This window comes from Lentzea miocenica, from assembly GCF_033949945.1.
Lineage (GTDB): Bacteria > Actinomycetota > Actinomycetes > Mycobacteriales > Pseudonocardiaceae > Lentzea > Lentzea miocenica.
Genome location: NZ_JAXAVW010000005.1, coordinates 264650 through 287217, shown reverse-complemented (window position 1 = coordinate 287217; position 22568 = coordinate 264650). Strand labels below are relative to the sequence as shown.

General features: G+C 70.0%; 2 protein-coding genes. Both read left to right on the top strand.

Going from position 1 to position 22568, the window contains the following annotated elements; genetic code table 11:
• Positions 1–167 precede the first annotated feature (167 nt).
• A complete protein-coding gene (locus tag SK803_RS08570) occupies positions 168–21647 on the top strand; it encodes a glycosyltransferase (protein ID WP_319965272.1) in 21480 nt (7159 codons plus the stop codon).
• 10 nt (positions 21648–21657) lie between these two features.
• Positions 21658–22506: an XRE family transcriptional regulator gene (locus SK803_RS08565; RefSeq protein ID WP_319965271.1), complete on the top strand. Its 849-nt coding sequence runs from the start codon at positions 21658–21660 to the stop codon at positions 22504–22506.
• The last annotated feature ends 62 nt before the right edge of the window (positions 22507–22568 follow it).

Here is a 22568-nt window from a genome sequence, read left to right as displayed (position 1 = left end):
CCACCCTGCTTTGTTCTGACGCAGTATCTGGAGAATCGCCGCTCATGGCCAAGGGGAACGTCAATCCCAACCCGTCGCCGAGTCCCAACCCGGCGCCGAATCCGACGCCGTCCCCTTCGCCCACGGGCACCGGAGGCGGCGGACCGACGGGCAACAGCGGTTACTCCATGAGCGACTCCTCGATGCAGGGGTTGCAGAACAAGGCGGGTGACCTGGGGTCCCGGCTGTCGAGCATTTCCAGCGGCCTGCGCGGCCTGAACTTCAGCGGCAACGCGCTCGGCCCGATCGGCCTGTTCGCGGTGCCGGCGCTGAACGCGTCCAACGACAACGCCGTCTCGCAGGCGGACAAGGGCGCCAAGGCGTTCAACGACGTCCAGTCCGGCCTGAAGGCCACGCACCAGACGTCGACCAACACTGACACGAGCCAGGGCTCGAAGTTCGGGTCGGTCGACACCACGACCAACGCCAAGCCGCCACCCGGCGCCACCGCCCCGAACCCCGGCCTCAACACCCAGGGCGGCAAGGCCAGCGGGCCGGGGTCGATCAACGGCGGCGGCGTCAACGCCCCCGGCATCAACGCCCAGGGCGGGCCCAAGGTCACGCCGAACCAGAACATCAAGGGCGGCGCCGGCCCCGTCGGCGGCGGGCTCAACGCCCAGGGCGGGCCCAAGGTCTCGCAGAACCCGAACATCAAGGGCGGCGCCGGTCCGGTCGGCGGCGGGCTCAACACCCCCGGCGGCCCGTCCGTCGGCGCGACCCCGAACGTCAAGGGCGGCGCCGGTTCCATCGGCGGCCGGCTCAACGCCCAGGGCGGGCCCTCGGTCGGCGCCACGCCGAACGTCAAGGGCGGCGCGGGCCCCGTCGGCGGCGGCCTCAACACCCCCGGCGGTCCCTCCGTCGGCGCGACGCCCAACGTCAAGGGCGGCACGGGTCCGGCAGGCAGTGGCCTCAAGGGCGGTCCAGGCGGTCCGTCCGTCGGCACCACGCCGAACATCAAGGGCGGCGCCGGCCCGGTCGGCGCCGGTGGCGTGAAGTCGCCGGGTGGCCCCGGCGCGGTGGCACCCCCGGTCATCGGCGGCGGCACGCCCGCCGCGGGTTCCCCCAGGCCCGGCAGCACCCCTGGCGGCGGCAAGGTAGGCGGTGTCCCCACCGTTCCCGGCGGCGCCACCCCCGGCGCCGGTTCGCCCAAGCCCGGCAGCACCCCCGGCGGCGGCGGCAAGGTGGGCGGCGTCCCGACCGTGCCCGGCAGCGCCACACCAGGTTCCGGCGGCAAGGCCGGCGTGACACCTCCCGGCCCGCAGAGCGCCGTGACGTCCCCGTCGACCGGCGGCTCGCGCGGCGCCACCCCTCCCGGCATGTCGCCGGGCATGGCACCGCCCATGGCCCCCGGCACGCCCGGCGCCACCGGCGGCGAACGCGGCGGCAGCAAGCTCGGCACGGGCGGCGGCAAGGGCGTGTTCGACGCGCCCAAGCCCGGCACACCCGACAGCACGATCTCCAAGCCCCCGCCCAACTCGACCTCGACCCCCCAGCCCGCGCCGAAGCCGACCATCCCCGGCACCCCCGGCTCTCCAACGCCGGGCTCTCCGACGCCGGGCTCTCCAACGCCGGGTTCAGCCGGCGGAGCCAACACGCCCAAGCCAGGCGTCCCCAGCACCCCCGCACCCGCAACGCCCACCACCCCTGGCTCGCAGAGCTCGGTGACCTCGCCGTCGACGGGCGCCCCACGCGGCGGCATCGCCCCCGGCGTGACGCCACCGGTCTCGGCGGCCCCCGGCGCAGCGGCCCCACCCATGGCCCCAGGCGCCGGCGCCAACCCCGCCGCCACCGGCGGCGAACGCGGCGGCAGCAAGTTCACCAGCCCAGGCGCGGGCAAGGGCGTGTTCGACGCACCCAAGCCCCCCACCCCCGACAACACCATCAACAGGGCCCCAGGCTCCTCGCCCTCCACCCCACCACCGGCCCCGAAGCCGACGCCACTCACTCCCCCGCCGTCGTCCACCACACCGCCGGCAGGCTCCCCGAACACCCCAGGCCCCAACGCGAACACCGCCCCACCGGCCCAGTCGCGCCCAGCCCCCACCGCACCACCGGTCACGAACACGCCGCCGCCCAACACGAACACGGCACCGCAGGCCCAGTCGCGCCCGGCTCCCGTCGCGCCACCGGTCAACGCCCCGTCGCCGACGCCGAACGTCAACACGCCAAGCACGAACACGCCCTCGGTCAACGCGCCGTCGACCAACGCACCGTCGCCGAACACGCCGTCGCCGAGGTCGGACACCGCGCCGTCCACGCAGACGCCCAAGGCCGACACGGCGCCGCCCGTCCAGTCACGCCCGGCTCCTGCCGCTCCGCCGGTGAACGCCCCGTCGCCCGCGCCGAACGTCAACGCGCCCAACGTGAACTCGCCCAGCGTGAACTCGCCCAGCGTGAACTCGCCCAGCGTGAACTCGCCCAGCGTGAACTCGCCGACGCCGAACCCGGCGACGAACGCACCGGCGACGAACGCGCCATCGACGAACGTTCCGCCCGCGAACACGCCGTCGCCAAGGCCGGAAACGAACACCCCGCCGCCCGCGCAGCCCAAGGCCGACACGCCGCCGCCCGCGCAGTCACGGCCGGCGCCGAACGTGCCCCCGGTCAACGCCCCGTCGCCCGCGCCGAACGTGCCCCCGGTCAACACGCCGTCGCCCGCGCCCAACGTGCCGCCGGTCAACACGCCGTCGCCAACGCCGAACGTGCCACCGGTCAACGCGCCGAGCACCAACACGCCCTCGGTCAACACGCCGCCGGCCAACGTGCCGTCCCCGCGGCCGGAGACCAACGTTCCCTCGCCCAACCCGGCAGCGAACGTTCCCCCTGCCAACACACCCTCGCCGAACCCGGCGACGAACGTGCCACCGGCGAACTCGCCGAACACCAACCCCCCGCCGGCCAACACACCCAAGCCGGACACCAACACTCCGCCGGTTCAGCCGAAGCCCACGCCGGACACGAACACCCCGCCGCCCGCGCAGACTCGCCCGGCCCCGGCCCCGCCCGTCAACGTCCCACCGGCCAACGTGCCCCCGGCCAACGTGCCCCCGGCCAACGTGCCCCCGGCCAACGTTCCGGCCGCGAACACGCCGAACCCGAACACCCCGTCCGTCAGCACTCCTCCGGTCAACACGCCGCCCGCCCCCAGCACCACCACGAACCCCAACGCCGCGCCGGACCTCGTCGTCGCGCCACCCATCGTCACCCCGGCGCCGAACACCAACTCGAACACCGGCACCGACGCGAACACCCGCCCCGCGCCCGGTGTGGTGACGCGGTCGAACCCGGCGTCGTCGAGCTACCAGGCGCAGCCGCGTCCGGACGGCGGCAAGGGCAAGAAGCGCGCCGCCATCAAGAAGTACCTGGGCATCAACTTCATCAAGGGCCTGTTCAACAAGCCGCCGGCAACACCGGCGCCGGCACCGGCACCGGCGCCCGCACCGAGCACGAACCAGAACACGACTCCCCAGGACCCGTGGGTCGGGCTGGTGGGCAAGGGCGCCAACCCGGACGCCGTGGACCTCGACACCCTCAAGGCGCACGTCGACACGGCCGTCAACGACGGCAAGCCCGGCAAGGCACGAATCCTCATCAACCGCGTCACGGACCCGGACACGAAGGCCGCGCTGCAGCAGCAGTACGACCAGTCCGTCCAGAACAAGGGCGACGCGGGCAAGGTCGAGGTGCCGAAGCAGCTGCACTTCGCCTGGTTCGGCAACACTCCCAGCCCTGCCGCCGTGCAGGGCATGAAGGAGTGGGGCGCCAAGGTCGGGGAGAACAACGGCAAGAACGCCGACCCGAACCAGCAGTGGAAGGCCACCCTCTGGACCGACGGCTCCAGTGCCAACTGGGACCCCGCCGTCGTCAAGGAGCTCAACGACGCCGGCATCGAGATCAAGACGGACACGCCGGCGCTGGTCAACGAGCTGTCCAACGACGTCCAGAGCCGCACGGACACCAACACGACGATCAACGACGTGTACGCCGCCGCGCAGAACCCGGACGCCAAGGCCTACAACCTGGCGGCGGACATCGCGCGGTATGCCGTGCTGTCCAAGAACGGTGGCGTGTACGTCGACGTCGACATCCGGCCCGGCGCGGTGTCGCTGGACACCATCGGTGACATGAAGATGCAGCCGACGGACGTGCCGTTGTTCGCGCCGCGTCTGCGTGACCAGGGCAGCGTCAACGACACGCTGAAGGGTCAGCCGGACGTCGCGCCCGGCACCGAACTCGACACGGCCGCGAACATCCAGTACGGCAAGGGCGAGCTGAACAACAACTTCATCGTCGCGCCGCCGAACAACGACTTCATCAACACGTTCGCCGACATCATCCCGCAGAAGTTCGAGGGCCTGCAGAGCTACAACATGCCGCCCGCGAAGTTCAACGAGGAGCTGAAGGCCCAGGCGCCGGACATCTCCGGACCGAACGTGCTCGTCGACGGCGGATTGCCGCCGCGGACCGGTGTCATCAGCCAGTTCACGATGGATCCCGACAACCACGGCCTCAAGGTCGAGCCCGGCGTCTCCTACCTGCCGCCGCAGATCCCGCTGGTCGAGAAGACCGACTTCAACTCGCTGTTCGACCCGGACGTCAAGAACAAGTGGACCGGCCTCGAGTGGGTCACGCCGGAGAGCGAGAGCCAGCTCGACTCCGACACCAAGCCCGGCGCGGACGACAACGACAAGCCCGGTCCGAGCAACACCAAGGGCGGCGACACCAGGGACGGCAACGGCAAGGACAGCAGCGGTAAAGACGGCAACGCAAAGGACGGCAACCAGGACAGCAGCCGTTCCGCGCCGAGCAAGGACACCCCGCCGCCGCCCCCGCCCGCCCCGAACGACAACTCCGACTCCAACGGCAAATCCGATGCCGGCTCCGACTCCGACGTCGAGTCGAACATCGACCCCGAGATCGACCCAGCGGTGGTCGCCGAGGTCAAGAGCCAGGTCAACGACCTCACCGCCGACGCGATGCAGAACGCCGGTCCGAAGGTCAAGGACGTCGAGGCGGCGCTGCGGAACAACCCGGACAAGTTCGTCTACAACGAGGCCGGACTGGATCTGCTGGGCGCCTCGGTCGTGCTCGACACCAAGACGCCGGAGATCGCCGCGCTGATCGAGCAGCACGGCGCGAAGAACGTCGCGGAGGCGTTCCGGCAGCAGTTCAACCGCCCGATCATCGAAGACACCCAGATCGAGGCCTTCAACGACCCGAAGAACGGCAAGCAGAACTTCGACAACTGGGCGACGCAGCTCTGGGGCACGATCGACAACACGCCCAAGTACAACGACCCCAACACCCTCGCGTCGGAGATCTTCGACCACGAGAAGGGCTACAACCGGGCGACCAACTTCGCCCAGGAAGCCCAGGTCGCCGGCATCATCGACGGCCCGACGCTCGACGAGTCGATCGCCGACATCCCGCCGACCGGCAACGATCCGACCAGCCAGGCGATGTGGACGTACCAGGTCCTGGGCAACGCGGGCATCATCTCGAAGGACGGCAGCGCCAACGCCACGGACTTCACGGCCGCCGTCAACGACAACAAGGCCGCCCTCGAAACGGCGCTCGGTGTCCAGCTCGACGACGCGAAGATCACCGAACTGCGCAACGAGCTCGTCGACTACGCGATGCTCGACGACAACACCGCCGGTGCCGACACGGACACCAACACGGCCGCCGACACCGACGCGCCCGTGCAGAACAACCCCGGCGACAGCCGTGGCGCGCCGACCAGGGACGCCCCGCCGGCACCGCCCGCTCCCCCGGCGCCGCCGGCCCCGAACACCAGCACCGACACCAAGGCCGACGCGCCGAAGCAGGTCCGCAGTGGCGGCGCGCCGCCGAGGATGACCCCGCCGACCCCGGAATCCCACCAGGGCAAGGACGTCATCACCGACGAGTCGTGGCGGCACGACCCGGCCAAGACCGCCGACTGGTCCACGCCGAACAACCCGGCCGACCGGAGCACCTGGGCCGACCGCCGCAACGACACCGATGTCCGGACCGTCGACGTCACCGTCCACGACGTCCGCACCGACAGCACGCCGTCGGACATCAAGTCCTACCAAGGACTCATCAACTACGACCTGCGCCGGATCGAGACCAGCCCCGGCAACTTCGTGCAGGAGTACACCGTCAAGGTGCACGTCGATCCTGCCGCGAACGCCGACCCGGACGTCGTCGCGCAGGTCAAGGAGAACGCCACCAACGGCGTCAACAACCTGCTGAACCAGGGTTTCCGGCTCCCGAGCGGCGACCAGTTCCACCTCAACCTCGAGTTCACCGAGAACGCGGCGGACGCCCACACGACCATCAAGGTCGACCCGGACAACCCCAACGTCGACCAGACCCACTGGAACCCGGACACCAGCCCCGAGGTCCTGGCGCACGAAACGCTGCACTACCTCGGCATTCCGGACGAGTACAGCGACTCGAGCCGTGTCTTCCAGCAGCACGACACCAACTCCGGCGTGCACCAGAACGACGGCGGCATGATGGGCACCGACGTCCACCTGCCCGACCCCGGCGTCCGGCCGCGCCACCTCTGGCTGATCGAGCGCACCGCCAACAGCCAGGTGATGGTGCCCGACACCACCATCAACCCGCCTGGCCCGGCCACCGTGCCGCCGCCCGCGAACCCGGCCCCCACGCCGAACGCCGCACCGAACACGGACACGAACGCCAACCCGAACGCGGACACCAGGTCCGACACGGAGACGGACACCAAGTCCGGCACCGACTCCGACACGAAGTCCGACGCCGACACCCGGCAGATGCCGCCGAAGCGCCGCTTCGGTGACGACAGCGATTTCGACAGCGACAGCGATGTCGAGGCAGACGCCGAGCCGAACACCAAGAAGCCCAAGAACGACGGGGCGCCGTTCGACCCGAACAACGTCGCCGGCCCCAGCAACGCCGGTCCGTCCACTGTGGACACAGACACCGCGATGGAGGTCGACCAGCCGTCGGCCGGCCAGAACGCGGACACCCAGGCCGACGGCGACGTCGACATGGACGCCCAGAACGATGGCGCCCAGAACGACAGCCAGCTCGACGACCTCGCCAACACGTTCGACGACCTGTCGCTGGGCGACGTGGGCTTCCAGTACAACCAGGCGTTCGCGAACCTGGCGAGCGGCCCGATCGACCTGCCCACCAAGGACAACTACCTCGCCAAGCTCAAGGAGAGCGTGGAGGCGGACAAGCCTCCGTCGTTCGTGGTCAACATGATCGTGAGCCACGGCGAGCTGGGCAAGATCAACGATGTGATCAACTCGATCACCGCGGAGGCCGGGCCCCTCGGCAAGGACATGGTGTTCGTGGTCGGCGTGAACGGCCCCAACGGGTCGGACGCCGCGATGAACACCAACATCGAGACGGCCAACAACGCCGTGGCGGGCCGGAAAGAGCCGATCGCACTGGTGCCGCTGCCGACGTTCGACCCCAAGCCGGGGTTCCCGTTCGGCACGATGCGCAACGACACGATGCACAGCCCTGCCACGACGTTCGCCATCGGCGCGATGAACGGCAAGGGCACGCACCCGTACATCGCGTTCCAGGACTTCGACACCGGCTCGCGCCAGGTGACCGGTGGCCAGAAGGACATCTTCAACCACGTCAAGGACTCGCTGAACTCCGACGCCGGCCCGATCCGGCCGCTGCTGTACTCGGGCGGCTACCGCGTCGGTGACCCGGCGGCGCTCGTCACCGACACCCAGACGCGGATCGACAAGGAACGAGCCCAGGTCACCAACGACCCCAAGCTCAAGCCCGACGAGAGGGCCGCGGCCCTCAAAGAGCTGGACGTCGCGGAGGCGCAGATCCGCAAGCCGGACTTCGCCGAGAAGTTCCAGCAGGCCATGAGCGACGACATGGACGCGCGCAGCCGCCAGAAGGACTCGGCCCCGCTGCTGCCGTACTCGCCGGAACCGAACCTGTTCCTGGACGCGAACGTCGCGGTCGTGGGACCCGAGGTGAAGTTCAGCAAGGACGCCAACGAGTTCGGCGGTCTCAGCCAGTCGATCAACAGGTTCGCCGGCAACGAGATCGCGGACATCCACCAGAACCAGCTCCCGCCGCCGCCGAAGCCGAACGAGTCCCTCGCCGACGCGAAGGCCAAGCTGGAAGCCGACATCAGGGCCAGCGGCGGCAACCCGAGCCCGGCCCAGGTCAAGACCCTGGAGTCGCTCGACGCCGGGATCAAGAAGGCCGAGCAGGACATCGCGCGGGTCAGGGCCGAGGTCGAGGCCCAGGTCAAGCAGGCCAACCCCAACGCGCCCCAGTCGGACATCGACGCCATCGTCGAGCAGTCGATCAACAAGAGCACGATCGACTCCGGCATCGACGTCGACCTGAAGAACAACCGCAACCCCTACCGCGGCGAGAACTTCACCAGCGACTTCGTCAACGGCGCGGTGGGCACCGACCTGTCCCGCCTCGCGCTCGGCTTCGCGAAGACCGAGGGCAAGTCGTGGCCGCAGTCGCACGTCGCGCTCACCTCGGTGACGAGCCGCATGTACGGCAGCACCCCGGACCCGACGACCGGCAAGGTGGACCCCAAGGCGGACAGGGCGGCCAAGGCCGACGTGTCCGGCGCGAAGATCCGCGACGAGTTCGCCGACAAGAAGCCCAAGGCGGACGGCACGCCGAACCCGTCGAACAAGCCGCACAGCGAGCGGGAACCCCAGCAGGTCACCACGCACCAGTACAGCTACGACCCCGCCACCGGTGTCCACACGCACACCGGGTCGGAGGGCGGCTGGAACCCGTCGGACGTCGACGCGAAGAAGCTCGGCACGCAGGACAAGAACACCCTCAACCCGGCGGTCTCCGCGCCGGTCCCTGGGCACGGGCACATGGGCATCGATCCGGCGGCCAAGCCGGAGAAGATGGCCGCGATGCTCAACCTGGCGTTGTCGACCAACCCGAACAACGTCACCCGCACGTTCGCCACCCTGGAGCACGGCGTCCTGCCGATCGCGGCGGACCCGAGGCCGGACGGCATGTTCAAGGCCGTGCACGACGCCATGGTCAAGGACGCCGGCCCCGCCCCGTCCACGTCCAGGAAGGGCAAGGGCAAGGCCGCTCCGGAGATCAAGTCCCCGAACGACCTGCGCGCCGGCGCGGTCCAGAAGGGATCGATCGCGTCGCCCGCGATCACCAAGCAGATCGCGAACTTCCGCCAGGAGCACGGCCTCGAGAACGGTCACGTGGTCAACGCGCTGATCGAACCGGGCCCGGCCCCGAAGACCGACCTCCCGGCGAGCTTCAAGCCGGGAGCCGGGGACGTCGCGGTCGACAACACCGGCACGCCCGGCACGGAGCTGTCCCCCGAGGAGCGCGCCGCGCAGAACCAGCAGGACGCGGCCGACAAGAACGCGGACAACGCCAAGGCGGCCAAGGCGGAGGAACTGGCCGCGAAGCTGCTCGCGACCGAGATCGGCCGGCCGCTGAAGATCCACGGCCCGGACGGCGTCAAGACGATCGACCCGTTCTTCGAGCCGAGGCCGGAGACCAACTCGAAGTCCAAGCCCGCGGACATCAAGAAGGCGGAGAAGTGGGCGCCGCCGACGTTCCCGCCTCCGCTGGAGCTCGACGCGCGGCCGAACGCCAACGGCAAGACGACCTACAGCCCGCACGACCTGGGTCAGGGCCCGTCGCACCGCGCCGCACCGCCCGCACCCAGCACGCGTCCTGCGCCGCCCGCCCCGGACACGCGCCCGGCACCGCCCGCGCCTGACACGCAGACGCGGTCAGTACCCAACGCCGACACACGCCCGGCACCGCCCGCCCCAGACACCCAGGCGCGGTCCACGCCAGACGCCGACACGCGCCCAGCACCTCCCACCCCAGACACCCAGACGCGCTCGGCACCCGACGCCGACACACGCCCGGCACCACCCGCACCCGACACGCAAACGCAGTCCGCGCCTGACAGCGACACTCGTCCGGCACCACCCGCACCCGACACGCAAACGCAGTCCGCGCCTGACAGCGACACTCGTCCGGCACCGCCCGCACCTGACACGCGAACCGGGTCCACGCCAGACGCCGACACACGGCCAGCCCCGCCCACCCCGGACACGCAAACGCGGTCCACGCCCGATGCCGACACCCGCCCGGCACCGGAACCCCAGACGCGCCCGGCACCGCCGAGGCAGACCCCGAACCCGGTCATCCCGATGACCACCCTGGCCCCGCAACCCGTGGGCCAGCTGCCGGCCACCAACCTGCCGAGCTTCTTCCAGGACAACAAGGCACTGGGCTCGATCACGCCGACGGACGTGCAAGGCGCGGACGCGGTCGTGGGCGAGATCCAGGGCCTCAAGCCGGACGACCAGGCGCGCATCAAGAACGCGCTGGAGAACGACTTCGAGACGTTCCTCGACAGCGGCCGCAACTTCCAGGTGAAGATCGGCAACGCCTGGTTCGAGGCGAACATCCGCGCGGAGATGCACGCGGACACCACCACCGCCGTCAACGACGCGCCGGACACCAAGGTGGACAAGAACTTCCAGGCCGCCGCGGCCTCCACCACCACGAACACCATCGCCACGTCCAACGACGTCGGTGGCTCGGCGACGGCCGGTGTCGCGATGGGGCCGTACGGCTCGCTGGGCGGCAAGGCCGCGCTCGCGACGCCCGCGGTGTCGCAGTCGACCACGAACAGCACGACCGAGCAGCGCGCGATCAAGTCGTCGGACGACGGTTCCAAGAAGATCACCACGCCGGTCGACTTCTCGATCATCGTCACCAACGCAGCCGGCACCCCCACGCAGTTCGCCACGAAGAGTGGCGGCGTCACGCTGCAGGTCCCGACGGACCTCAGCACGATCGTCGACTCCGGCAGGACCTCCGACGTGGTCACGCCCGCCGACGCGGAGTGGGGTACGAAGGTCGAGAACGCCGTGCCGGAAGCGGTGGTGGTCAAGAACTCCGGAAAGGCGTTCTCCGACGTCGCGGAGAAGCTGCACCCGTCCATCACGAAGGTCGGTTCGCCCGGCCGCGAGGTGCTGCAGAACTTCCTCAGCCCCACCTCGATCCGCAACAACCTCCCCGCCATGCTCGGCGGGTTCGTCACCTCGCCCGACCTGACCAGCCCGCACGCGAGCAAGGGCGGCGCGGTGCAGATGACCGCGACGCTGAAGGACGCGAAGCTGGTCGGCACGCACGACACCGCGGCCCTGGACCTGAAGGACACCTCTGCCTGGGGCAGCAGTGTGTCCGCGACCACCAAGACCGGTTTCGACGTCACCGCCGGGTTCGGCGGCAACCTCGGCGTGCCCGGCAAGGCCGGCGGCACGGTCGGCGCCACCGCCACCTACTCCACGCGCACCGCGGAGGGCGTGAGCGCGGGATCGAGCAGCAGCCACAAGACCGGTATCGGTGTCAAGAACGAGACCGGCCTGTACGAGGTCACCGCCGAGGTCGAGGTGCGCACCCCGTCCGGTGAGAGCGTCAAGGTCGAAGTGACCACGCACATGCGCATGGGCCTGCACGAGGCCGGCGCGGTCGGTCTGCCCACGCCGGACGGCACCAGGAACTCCACCACCGACCCGGCCACCGCGGACACCAAGTACCTGCCGCCCTACCTCGCCGACACGCTCGCCGCCGGCAACGCCAAGGTCGGCGAGTTCGTGCCCGCCACCAAGGTGCAGAGCCAGGTCGAGGGCGCGCTGAAGGACCTGCCCGGCATGGGCAAGTTCCTGCCGAAGTGGAACAACCCGGACGCGAACCCGCGCAGCGGCAAGGGCCAGAGCTTCGGTGACGTGGCCGAGCAGCTCGCGAACCAGCGCAAGCTGACCGCGAACCTGTCCCCCGCCGCGTTGAAGGCGAACATGGACGGCCTGCTCGGGCCGGGTGTCCAGGTGCAGCTGAAGAACACCGGCAAGACCACGAACACCTACGTCAACGTCACGGTCAAGGCCAAGGTCAGCAACCCGAAGCACCTCGGCCAGGCCGACGCGCGCCCGGTCAGCGACTCGACCACCACCGGCCCCAAGCTCGATGCCAACACCAGCACCACCAAGGGCTGGACCGGCGGTGTCCAGGGCCGGGCGAACATCCCGGTCAAGACGGGGATCGCCTCGCTCAGCCCGTCACCGCAGGCCGGTGTGTCCTACAGCCACTCGTGGACGGACAAGACCTCTGCCGGACCGGCCGTCTCGGCCACGTCGTCGAACCCCGGCAGCGCGGACGCCCAGGTGTTCCAGCAGGACGTGGAGTTCGAGGTCGAGATCACCTCGTTCACCCGGCCGCGCACCTGGGTGCGCAACATCGTGCCCGGCGCGCCCGGTTTCCACTCGCCGGAGGTGAAGACCGTCGCCAAGACCGGCGCCGGTCTGGACAAGATCGACGGCAAGGTCAACCTGTGGGTGTCGGACGGCTCGACGCTCGACAACGACCCCGGCGACGGCTTCAAGCCCGGTGACCCCGAGCCCAAGCAGCTCGACAACTCGCCGACCGTCAAGGACCTGCTCAACCCGAAGGAAGCCCGGCCGAAGTCGCCGGAGTTCCTGCACGTGGAGGCCGTCGCGAACACGACGGCGTTGCGGGACCAGGCGATCGACGCGCTCAACCGCGCGGCCAACGGCGACTCGGCGCTCACCACGCCGGGCACCGCGTCGCGCGCCCAGATCGACAAGATGTTCACCCCGGAGAACATCAAGGCGAACCTGCAGCGGCTGATCGAGACCGGCGTGCAGGAGCAGGGCCTCAAGTACGACCGCCGCGTCACCGACCGTTCCGGTGCCATCGGCATGTCGGTGAAGCTGGGCGACGCGAAGCTGGTGTCCATTTCGGACACCACCGGCGCGGACAACTCGGTCAGCGGTGGCTACAAGGCCGGTGAGTCGTCCTCGACCAGCCGCTCGGTCGACGTCACCGCCGGCATCAACGTGCCGGTGCGCCCGAACGTCACCCCGCCGCCCGCCGGCACGCCGTCCCAGACCAGTGGCGCCGGTGGTGCCGCGGCGACCGCCAAGTGGACGCCGTGGTCGGACACCAAGACCGAGTCGAACGAGATCGGCGGCAACGTCGACCGCGGCAAGACCACCCCCGGTGACGCGCGGACCGTGCTGGTCCAGATCGACGCCGAGTTCACCATCGTCGGCGAGAGCCGGGCGGGGAACTTCGTGCACGGCGGCACGCCGAACGCCGAGGGCGTCACGGTGAACATGCCGAAGTCCGTGTTCGTGCGCGTGTCCGAGGACGTCGCGCGGGAACTCGGCGCGCTGCCGACGGTGACGCCGAACGTGCCCAAGCCGGACTTCCCCAAGATGGCGCCGCCGGCGACGGTGGCGGTCGGCGAGCCCGGCGCGCTGGGTCTGTCCACTGTGGAGTCAGTTCCTGACCTGTCCGGTGTGGTCAACGACCTCACGACCAAGCTCGCCACGAACACCCAGAAGTTCGGCAGCGACGCGCTGATCCCGGACTCGGTGCTCAAGGACTCGATGAGCAACCTGCAGCGCATCGTCGACCTCAATTCGCCGACGAGCGTGAAGGCGATGATCGACAGCGCGCTGGACGGCGGTGTGCCGCTGCTGGTGCACCAGCCCGGCACGTTCGGCAAGGACTCGTACCAGGTCACGTTGCGGGCGAAGGCCGGCGAGCCGAAGTTCGACCAGGTCGTCAACGACGGCGTGGACATGAGCCACAACTCCGGCGGCTCCCGCAAGGAGAGCGAGGGCCAGGGCCGCGGCTCCGGCTGGGGCGCCGGCATCCGGGCTCCTGGCCTGGCCTCGCCGGGCAGCGCGAACCCGAACGTCTCGGGCACCGCCGGTGCTGCTGTGGGCGTGAACATCGGGCAGTCCACGAGCAGTTCGGTGACGACCTCGACCAACGAGGCGTTCAGCAACACCCGGACGGCGAGCGGCCCGGCGGCGCAGTACACCGTGCCGGTCGAGTTCGAGCTCGTCGTCGAGAAGGGCTCGAAGGAGATCGCGAAGGCCGAGAGCGGCCGGCAGGAGATGGTGGTCCGCACGCACGCGGACAACCAGAAGGTCTCCCAGCCGACCTCCGGTCGCGGGAACCCGCAGCCGTACATGTCCGCGGCGAGCAAGCGCGGCAGCGAGCTCGGCACACCGGCGGCGACGTTCGCCTTCCAGCAGGACACCCGTGCCTCGCAGCTGCCGCAGACCGCGTCGGTGGAGAACCTGCGCGGTGCCAACGACCTGCGTGACGCCGCGGTGAAGGCGATGACCGAGGCGGGCGCGGGCAAGGGCCTCACCGGCAAGGGCACCGGCTCGTTGAACAGCCTGCTCTCCACGCTGAGCCCGGAGAACCTGCAGCCGCACCTGCCTTCGATGCTGTCCGGCCCGCTCGACGTGCCCGGCCTCAAGGAGGCCGCGCTGACGTTCGGCCAGGACGCCGACGTCAAGGTCTACGCGAAGCTCGTCAACCCGCAGCTGGGGTCGCTCAGCGACGACGTGAAGATCGAGACCCCGCTGACCACGAAGACCACCGAGACCTCCAGCGAGGCCAAGGTGTCCGAGACCGCCGACGTGTCGGTCGGTCTCGCGCAGGGCAGCGCGGCGGTCAAGCAGGGCACCGACGCGAAGGACACCGTCAACTTCGGCACCGGCGGCGTCGAGGTCCGGCACGCGGGCGAGGACTCCTCCGCGGTGTCCGGCGGCCCCTCGCAGGCCCAGGGCGGCAACATCAAGCCCAAGGACCCGTCGCGCACCGGCCTCGTGCAGTACGACGTCGAGTACCGCATCGTCGCGACGGTCGGCGGCAAGACCGGCGTCGTCGACCTGACGGTGCCCGGTTCGGCCGGCGTGCGCATGCCCGCCACCGAGCTCGACGCAGCGCTGAAGCACGACCTCGGCGACTCGTTGAAGGACGCCCAGACCGAGGTCAAGAAGGCGGCCGACGACTGGCGGACGGCGGAGAAGGAAGTCGAGACGGCCCGCCACGAGGCGCAGGACGCCATCAACTCCTCCGCCGCTGTCCTGGCCAGGACCGACCAGGCGATCGGTGACGCCGCGACGGCGTTGAACACGGCCATCGACGCCCACCTGGACGCCGAGGCCAAGCTCCCGGCGCTGGACACGGCGTTCCAGCGCGCGTCCGCGGACGTGGCGAACACCCGTGCCACGATCCAGGAGCTCAACCCGCAGATCACCTCGCTCAGCCAGGACGCGCTGGCGAGCAAGGACGCGCTCGACGACGCCCAGATCAACGGCGCTCCGCAGGCCGAACTGGACCGCCTCGGGCGGGAGGCCGATGCGGCGCACACCGCGCTGACCGACGCCCAGCAGCACCTCACCGATGCCCACGCGGACCTCGACGTCCAGCGCAAGGCCGCCGCCGACGCCCGTGCGGAACTCCAGGCTCAGCAGAAGGTCGTGGCCGAGGCCGACGCCGCCCGCAACGCCGCCGAGGACGCGCACCAGGCGCTCGCGGACGAGCGGGCCGCGGCGGAGAAGGCGATCAAGGACGCGGAGACCAAGCTCGACGACGCCCGGCGCTCCGCGGACACCAAGCAACAGGAGTGGTGGGACGCCAAAGCCAAGGTGGACCGCGAGGTCGACGCCTTCAACACGGCCGCGCAGGCCCCGCCGCCCGTGCCGCCCAAGCCGGAGGCTTCGTCCAGCACGACACCCGCCGACACGACCACCAGCACGGCCACGAACACCGCCGCGGACGCCGACTCGAAGCCGCTGCCGCCGCTCCCGCCGGAGTCCTCGGCCGCGGGGACCAGCAGGAGCGGTGCCGAGGCGAGCTCGTCCCGCCCCGCTCCCCCGGCACCGCCCGCTCCCCCGGCGCCGAACAGCAACACCGACGCACCGCCCAAGCAGGTGCGCAGTGGTGGCGCGCCGCCCGCGATGACCCCGCCGACCCCGGAATCCCACCGGGGCAAGGACGTCATCACCGACGAGTCGTGGCGGCACGACCCCGCGAGGACCGCGGACTGGTTCGCTCCCCAGGACCCGGCCGACCGGAGCACCTGGGCCGACCGCCGGGACGCCGAGAACGTCCGGACGGTCAACCAGGTCGTCCACGACGTGCGCACCACGAGCACGCCCACGAACATCAAGTCCTACAAGGGACTCATCAACTACGACCTGCGCCGGATCGAGACCAGCCCCGGCAACTTCGTGCAGGAGTACACCGTCAAGGTGCACATCGACCCTGCGAAGGGTGCCGACCCGAAGGTCGTCGAGCAGGTCAAGCAGGACGCCGCCAAGGGCGTGAACGACCTGCTGAACCAGGGATACCGGCTGCCCAGCGGCGACCAGTTCCACCTGAACCTGGAGTTCACCGACAACAGGGCGGAGGCGCACACCACCGTCAAGGTCGACCCGAAGAACCCGAACGTCGACCAGACCCACTGGCAGCCCGGCACCAAGCCGGAGGTCCTCGCCCACGAGACGCTGCACTACCTCGGCATCCCCGACGAGTACAGCGACAAGTCAAGGGTCTTCCAGCAGCACGACACGAACTCGGGCGTGCACAAGGACGACGGCGGCATGATGGGCGAGGACGTCCACCTCGACAACCCCGGTCTGCGGCCGCGGCACCTGTGGCTCGTCGAACGCACCGCCACCAGCCAGGTGATGGTCCCCGACACGAGGCTGGAGCCCGCGGGCCCGGCCACCGTGCCGCCGCCCCCGGGGTGGACGCCGCCTTCGGTCACGAACCCCAGTGCTGACACCAGGTCCGGCGCGCGGCAGAACACGGGCACGGACGTCGAGGGCGACACCCGGCCGATGAAGCGCCCGCACGACGCGGAGAGCGACACCGACGCTCCCCCGCTCGACGACCGCAGGACCAAGCGCAAGCCCGGCGCCCAGACGTGGGCCGAGCCCGGTCCGGGCAACTCGAACGCCGGCACGTCGATGGACGTCGACACCCAGGTCACCCCCATCACGGTGGTGCCGTCCATCGGCGCGGCGAACTTCACCTACAACCAGGCGTTCGCCGACCTGGTGAACAACAGCAATCCCGCGCTGCCGACCAAGGGCTCGTACATCGGCAAGCTCAAGGAGAGCATCGACGCGGAGAAGCAGCCGTCGTTCGTCGTCAACATGATCGTCAGCCACGCGCAGCTCAACAAGGCCGACAACGACATCGCGGCCGTCGTCGAGAGCATCACGGCGGACGCGGGCGATCTGAAGAACAACATGGTCTTCGTGGTCGGCGTGAACGGCACAGCAGCCGACAAGGCGGCCATCCAGGCGGCCATCGAGACGGCCAACGCCAAGATGGCCGGGCGGCCGGAGGCCGTCGCCCTGGTGGCGCTGGACACCCCCGCGCCGACCGGCAAGTCGGTCACCTTCCCCTACGGGAAGATGCGCAACAACACGATGACCAGCAACGCGACCAAGTACGCGGTCGGCGCGCTGCTGGACAAGGGCTCCCACCCGTACATCTCGATCCAGGACTTCGACACCGGCTCGCGTCTGGTGACCAGTGGGCAGAAGGACATCTTCAACCACTTCACCGACTCGATGAACACCGACGTCGGTCCCGTCCGGCCGCTGATGTTCGCGGGTGGCTACCGGGTCGACGACGTTCCCCAGTTCCTGCTGGACATCGACAACCGCATCGAGGCGGAGCAGAAGAAGCTCGACGCCGCGGCCCCGCTGCTGGAAGCCGAGGCGAAGAAGCTCGCGCAGGGCAAACCCGACCAGAAGAAGATCGACGCGCTCAAGAAGAAGCAGAAGGCGCACGACGCCGAGCAGGCCGCCCTGGACACCGCGAAGGTCGAGGTCAGGAAGAGCGACTTCGTCGACAGGTTCCACCAGGCCATGCGCGACGACATGGACGCGCGGGTCCGGCAGTCCGCCACGAGCCCGCTGCTGCCGTACATGCCGGAGCCGAACCTGTTCGTCGACGCCGTCGTCCCGCTGGTCGACCCCAGCGTGAAGTTCAGCGACAACGCCGCCGAGTTCAACGGCCTCAGCCAGTCGATGAACACCTTCGCCGCGACCGAGATCGTCGAGATCAACAAGCACAAGTCCTTCGCGGACATCAGCCAGGAGACGAAGGCGGACCCGGAGGCCCTCAGGGCGGAGCTCCAGGAACGCATGCCGGACATCGCGTCCGGTTCGGACGTCGACGGTGCCACGAACCGCAACCCGTACCGCGGCGAGACCTTCTCCACCGACTTCGTCGACGGGGCGGTGGGAACCGACCTGTCCCGGATCGGGCTGAGCTTCGCGAAGCTGGAAGGTGACGACTGGGCCCAGTCGCACGTCAACTACGACACCGTGCCCGGCCGGTTCTTCGGCGGTCCTCCCGGACAGGCGGACCGGGCGGCCAAGCAGGGCACGTCCCCCGCGAACATCCGCAACGAGTACCAGGCCAAGGACCACCGGCAGCGCGAGCCCCAGCAGGTCAAGTACCACACCTACACCGACAGGGACCCCGAGACGGGCGTCCGGACGCACGTGTCCACCGAGGGCGGGTGGACCCCGCCGGACAAGGACGCGCGCAAGCTCGGCTGGCAGGACAAGAACACGCTCGACAAGAACGTCTCCGTCCCGCTGAAGGACGGATTCGGCTACTCGGGCATCGACCCCGCGGCGACGACACCGCCTCCCGGGACCGCCGATCCGTCCACCAGCTCGGACACCCAGCCCACCAAGAAGAGCGGGAAGCAGCCCAAGAAGACCGCGGCCGAGAAGCGGGCGGAGACCGCCGCCAAGGAGGCGCTGCTGCCTCAGATCGACGGGCAGACCAAGCAGCACAAGATGGCCGCGATGCTCGACATGACGTTGTCGGACAACAACAGCAACGTCACCCGCATGCTCGGCACCCTCGATCGCGACGTTCTGCCGATCGCCCTGGCCCCGCGTCAGGACGGTCTCTTCAACGCCGTCCACCAGGCCATGGGCAGCCCCGCCGGCACGACGCCGGCCGACCTGCGCCAGGGCGCCGTGCGGCAGGGGTCGATGGCCTCGGACGAGGTCACCACGGACATCGCGCGCTTCCGGCAGCAGCACGACCTCGCGAACGGCCACCTGGTCGTCGCGCTGATCGAGCCGGGCCCGACGCCGCAGAGCCCGATCGACCCGGAGTACCGGCCCGGCACCGGTGACGTCGCCGTCGACAACACCGGCACGCCAGGCCAGGAGCTGACCGACGTCGAGCGCGCGGCCCAGAACGAGGCCGACGCCGCGGAGAAGGCGGAGGACAACGAGAAGGCGGCCAAGGCGGAGGAGCTGGCGGTCCGGCTGCTCGCGACCGAGATCGGCCGGCCGATCCGCGTCCACGGACCTGGCTGGCCCGCCACGCCGATCCAGCCCTTCACCGGTGACGGGGCGGACGCCGACGTGCTCGACATCGACGCGCGCCCGAACCCCAGCGGCAGGACCACGTTCGCGCCGTCCCGCTCGACTGATGACGGCGGCCCCGGCCCCTCCACCCAGCTGGGGTCCGGCATGGCCGACCTGACCATCGACAGCGACCTGGACAGCGACGCCGACGGCGACTCGGACATGGACGTCGACGAGGACGACCAGACCCGGCCCGCGCCGCAGAAGCCGGCCTCGAACAAGCGCGGCAACGAACACCTGGACGCCCACCCGGCCGGCGACCCGGTCAAGCGCACCCGCGAGGACCTGGCCGAGCTGTCCATTGAGGACAACGACGTCGAGATGGCGGACCAGGAAGCCGAACTGGTCGAGCCGGTCGAGCTGGTCAACGAGAACGGCGTGCACAACGCGGCGTTCCAGAACCTGGCGAACGGGCAGACGCTCACGCCGATCACCGCGGCCAACTACCTCGACCGCACCCGCCAGAGCATCGCGAACAACGAGCCGCCGGCGTTCGTGGTCAGCATGATCGTCCGGGCGGGCGAGCTGGACCAGCTCGACGGCGTCATCAACGGCGTCATGGCCAACACCGGTGACATGAACGGCCGCGTGGCGTTCGTGCTGGGCGTGAACGCCGCGACGCAGGAGGACATCGACACCGCGATCGCCGCCGCCGCTCCGGTGGTGAACGGGCACGCGGAGCCGATCGCGCTGGTGAGCGTTCCGCACGGGCCCAAGGGCTTCAAGTTCGGCGAGACGCGCAACAGCACGCTGGGCAGCAACGCGCACGAGTTCGCCGTGACGGCGTTGGCCGCCAACGGAACGCACCCGTACGTCTCGGTCATGGACTTCGACGCGGGCGACCGCAGGACGAGGCAGGGCGGGCACGTCTTCGACCACGTCACGCAGCTCATGACCGCGGACGAGGTCGGCCCGGCCGACGGTCCCGACGTCCCGGCGCCGTTGCGGCCGTTGATGGTCGGCGGTGGCTACCGCGTGACCGTGACGCCGCAGCAGCTCCAGAACGACGTGCTGACGCGCATCGACAACGACACGAAGACCACGGACGCGCAGAAGCAGGTCTACCGGGACAAGCTCGCGGAGGAGGGCTTCACCGAGCGGTTCGAGCACGCGATCAACGCCGACATGCACGCGCGCCGCAACCAGCAGGGCATCCACCCGTTGCTGCCCTACACCCCGGAACCGAACCTCTTCTTCGACGGACTCGTGCCGCTCGCGGACCCGTCGGTGAAGTTCGGCGAGGGCCAGGCGGAGTTCGGGCAGCTCGGTCAGTCGCTGAACAGGTTCTACGCGAAGGAACTGGCCAAGCTGCACACGCCGGCCGACCCGGCGCGGATGGCGGAGGCCACCGAACAGGCCCGTGTGGACGTTCAGAACAACCGGCACCCGGTGCGCGGTCAGGCGTTCACGACGGACTTCGTCGCGGGTGACACCGGCACCGACCTGTCCAGGATCGCCTACGGGCTGATCAAGGACGGCAAGCTGCCGCAGTCGCACACCGCGCTGCCGAACGTGTCCGAGCGGTTCCTCGACGGCAAGTCGTCGAAGGCGGGCACCAAGTTCGCCGACGAACGCGAGCGGCTCGCCACCGGTCCGCACGCGACCGTCGAACCGTTCCGTCAGCCCGCGCCGGGAGAGTCCACGTCGACGTGGAACCCGCCGAGGAAGATGGAGACCCAGCTCGGCGCACCGCAGAAGAACCGGATGAACCCGGCCGTCTCGGCGCCGCTGCCCGCACCGTTCGCCGACCAGCAGGCGGGCGTCCAGAAGGACCAGAAGGTCGTCGCGGCGCACGGGCTCGTGGCCTCCGACCACGTCAGCAACACGCAGCGGCAACTGCGGTTCCTGAACGAGGACATCCTGGTCCGTCAGCCGGTGCCGCCGGTCACGACCAACGGTCTCTACGCCGCGGTCGGGCAGGCGCGCGGCATCGACGCGGCGACGCTGCGCCAGCAGGTGGTCAGCCTGGCGGCGACGCATCAGGCGGTGACCAGGGCCGTGGCCGACTGGACCGTCAGCCGCCCGATGCACCAGGGCCACATGAACGGCGCGCTGGTGGAGAACACCAACTGGCACATGAAGCAGGACGCGGCCGAGAACGTCGGCGCCGGCAACGCACGTGACCTGGTCGCGCACCTGATCGCGACGCAGCTCAGCGTCAACGTGCGGATCCACCAGGGCGGCGCCAACCCGGTGCTGATCCGGCCGATGGGCCCGCCGTTCGAGGAGACCGTCGACGTCGAGATGGTCATGGACGGCCGTCAGGTCACCTACCGCCCACGTCAGGGGCTACAGCCGGACGTGACGATGCATTAGCGTGACCGGCGTGGACGAGTTCGCGGAGGCGCTCCGGACAGCGATCACGAATCGTGGTCTCGGTCTGGAGCGTCTGCGCGAACACCTTTCTCAGAACGGTGTCTCGGTTTCGCTGGCCACGTTGAGCTATTGGCAGACGGGCCGCAGCCGGCCGGAGCGCAAGAAGTCGCTTCAGGCCGTAGTCCACTTGGAACACATCCTGCAACTGCCGCCCGGCCATCTCTCCGGGCTCCTGGGTTCGTTCCGGCCGCGCGGCCGCTGGTTGCGCAAGGCACCGGAGGCGATGTCCGCGTTCTGGCCGTCGCCCTCGCACGTGGAGAACGTGTTGCAGGACCTGGACACCCAGTGGGACGACCAGCTGATCCGGGTGAGCCAGCAGGACTTCGTCACGATCGGCGCGGACCGGACCGAGCTGTCCTTCCGGTCGCGGCAGGTGCTGTCGGCGTCGATGAACGGGCCGGACCGCTGGGTCGTGATCATGCACGTCGACCAGCACGACCGGCCGTTGCCGCAGGTCAACGCCCTGAAGCACTGCAAGGTCGGTCAGCTGGTGCAGGACCCGGCGCAGGGCTTCCTGGTCGCGGAGTTGCTGTTCGACCGGGCGCTGCGCAAGGGCGAGAGCATCGTGATCGAGCACGAGCTGGTGAACCAGGCGCCGTGTCCACTCGCGACGAACTACGAACGCAAGTTCCGGCTGCCCACCCACGAGTACGTGCTGGAGGTGACGTTCGAGGGCGACGCGCCGGTCTCGGTCACCCAGGTCGCGGACGGCTCGACGGTGCAGCCCGGTCGGACACTGCTCGACGTGGCACTGGACGTGCAGCCCGGTGTCCGCGGTTTCCACTGGACGTGGACCTAGGACGGGTGCTCCCCCGCGCCTTGCCGGGAACACCCGTCCTACCGGTCCGTCGCGGAACCAGT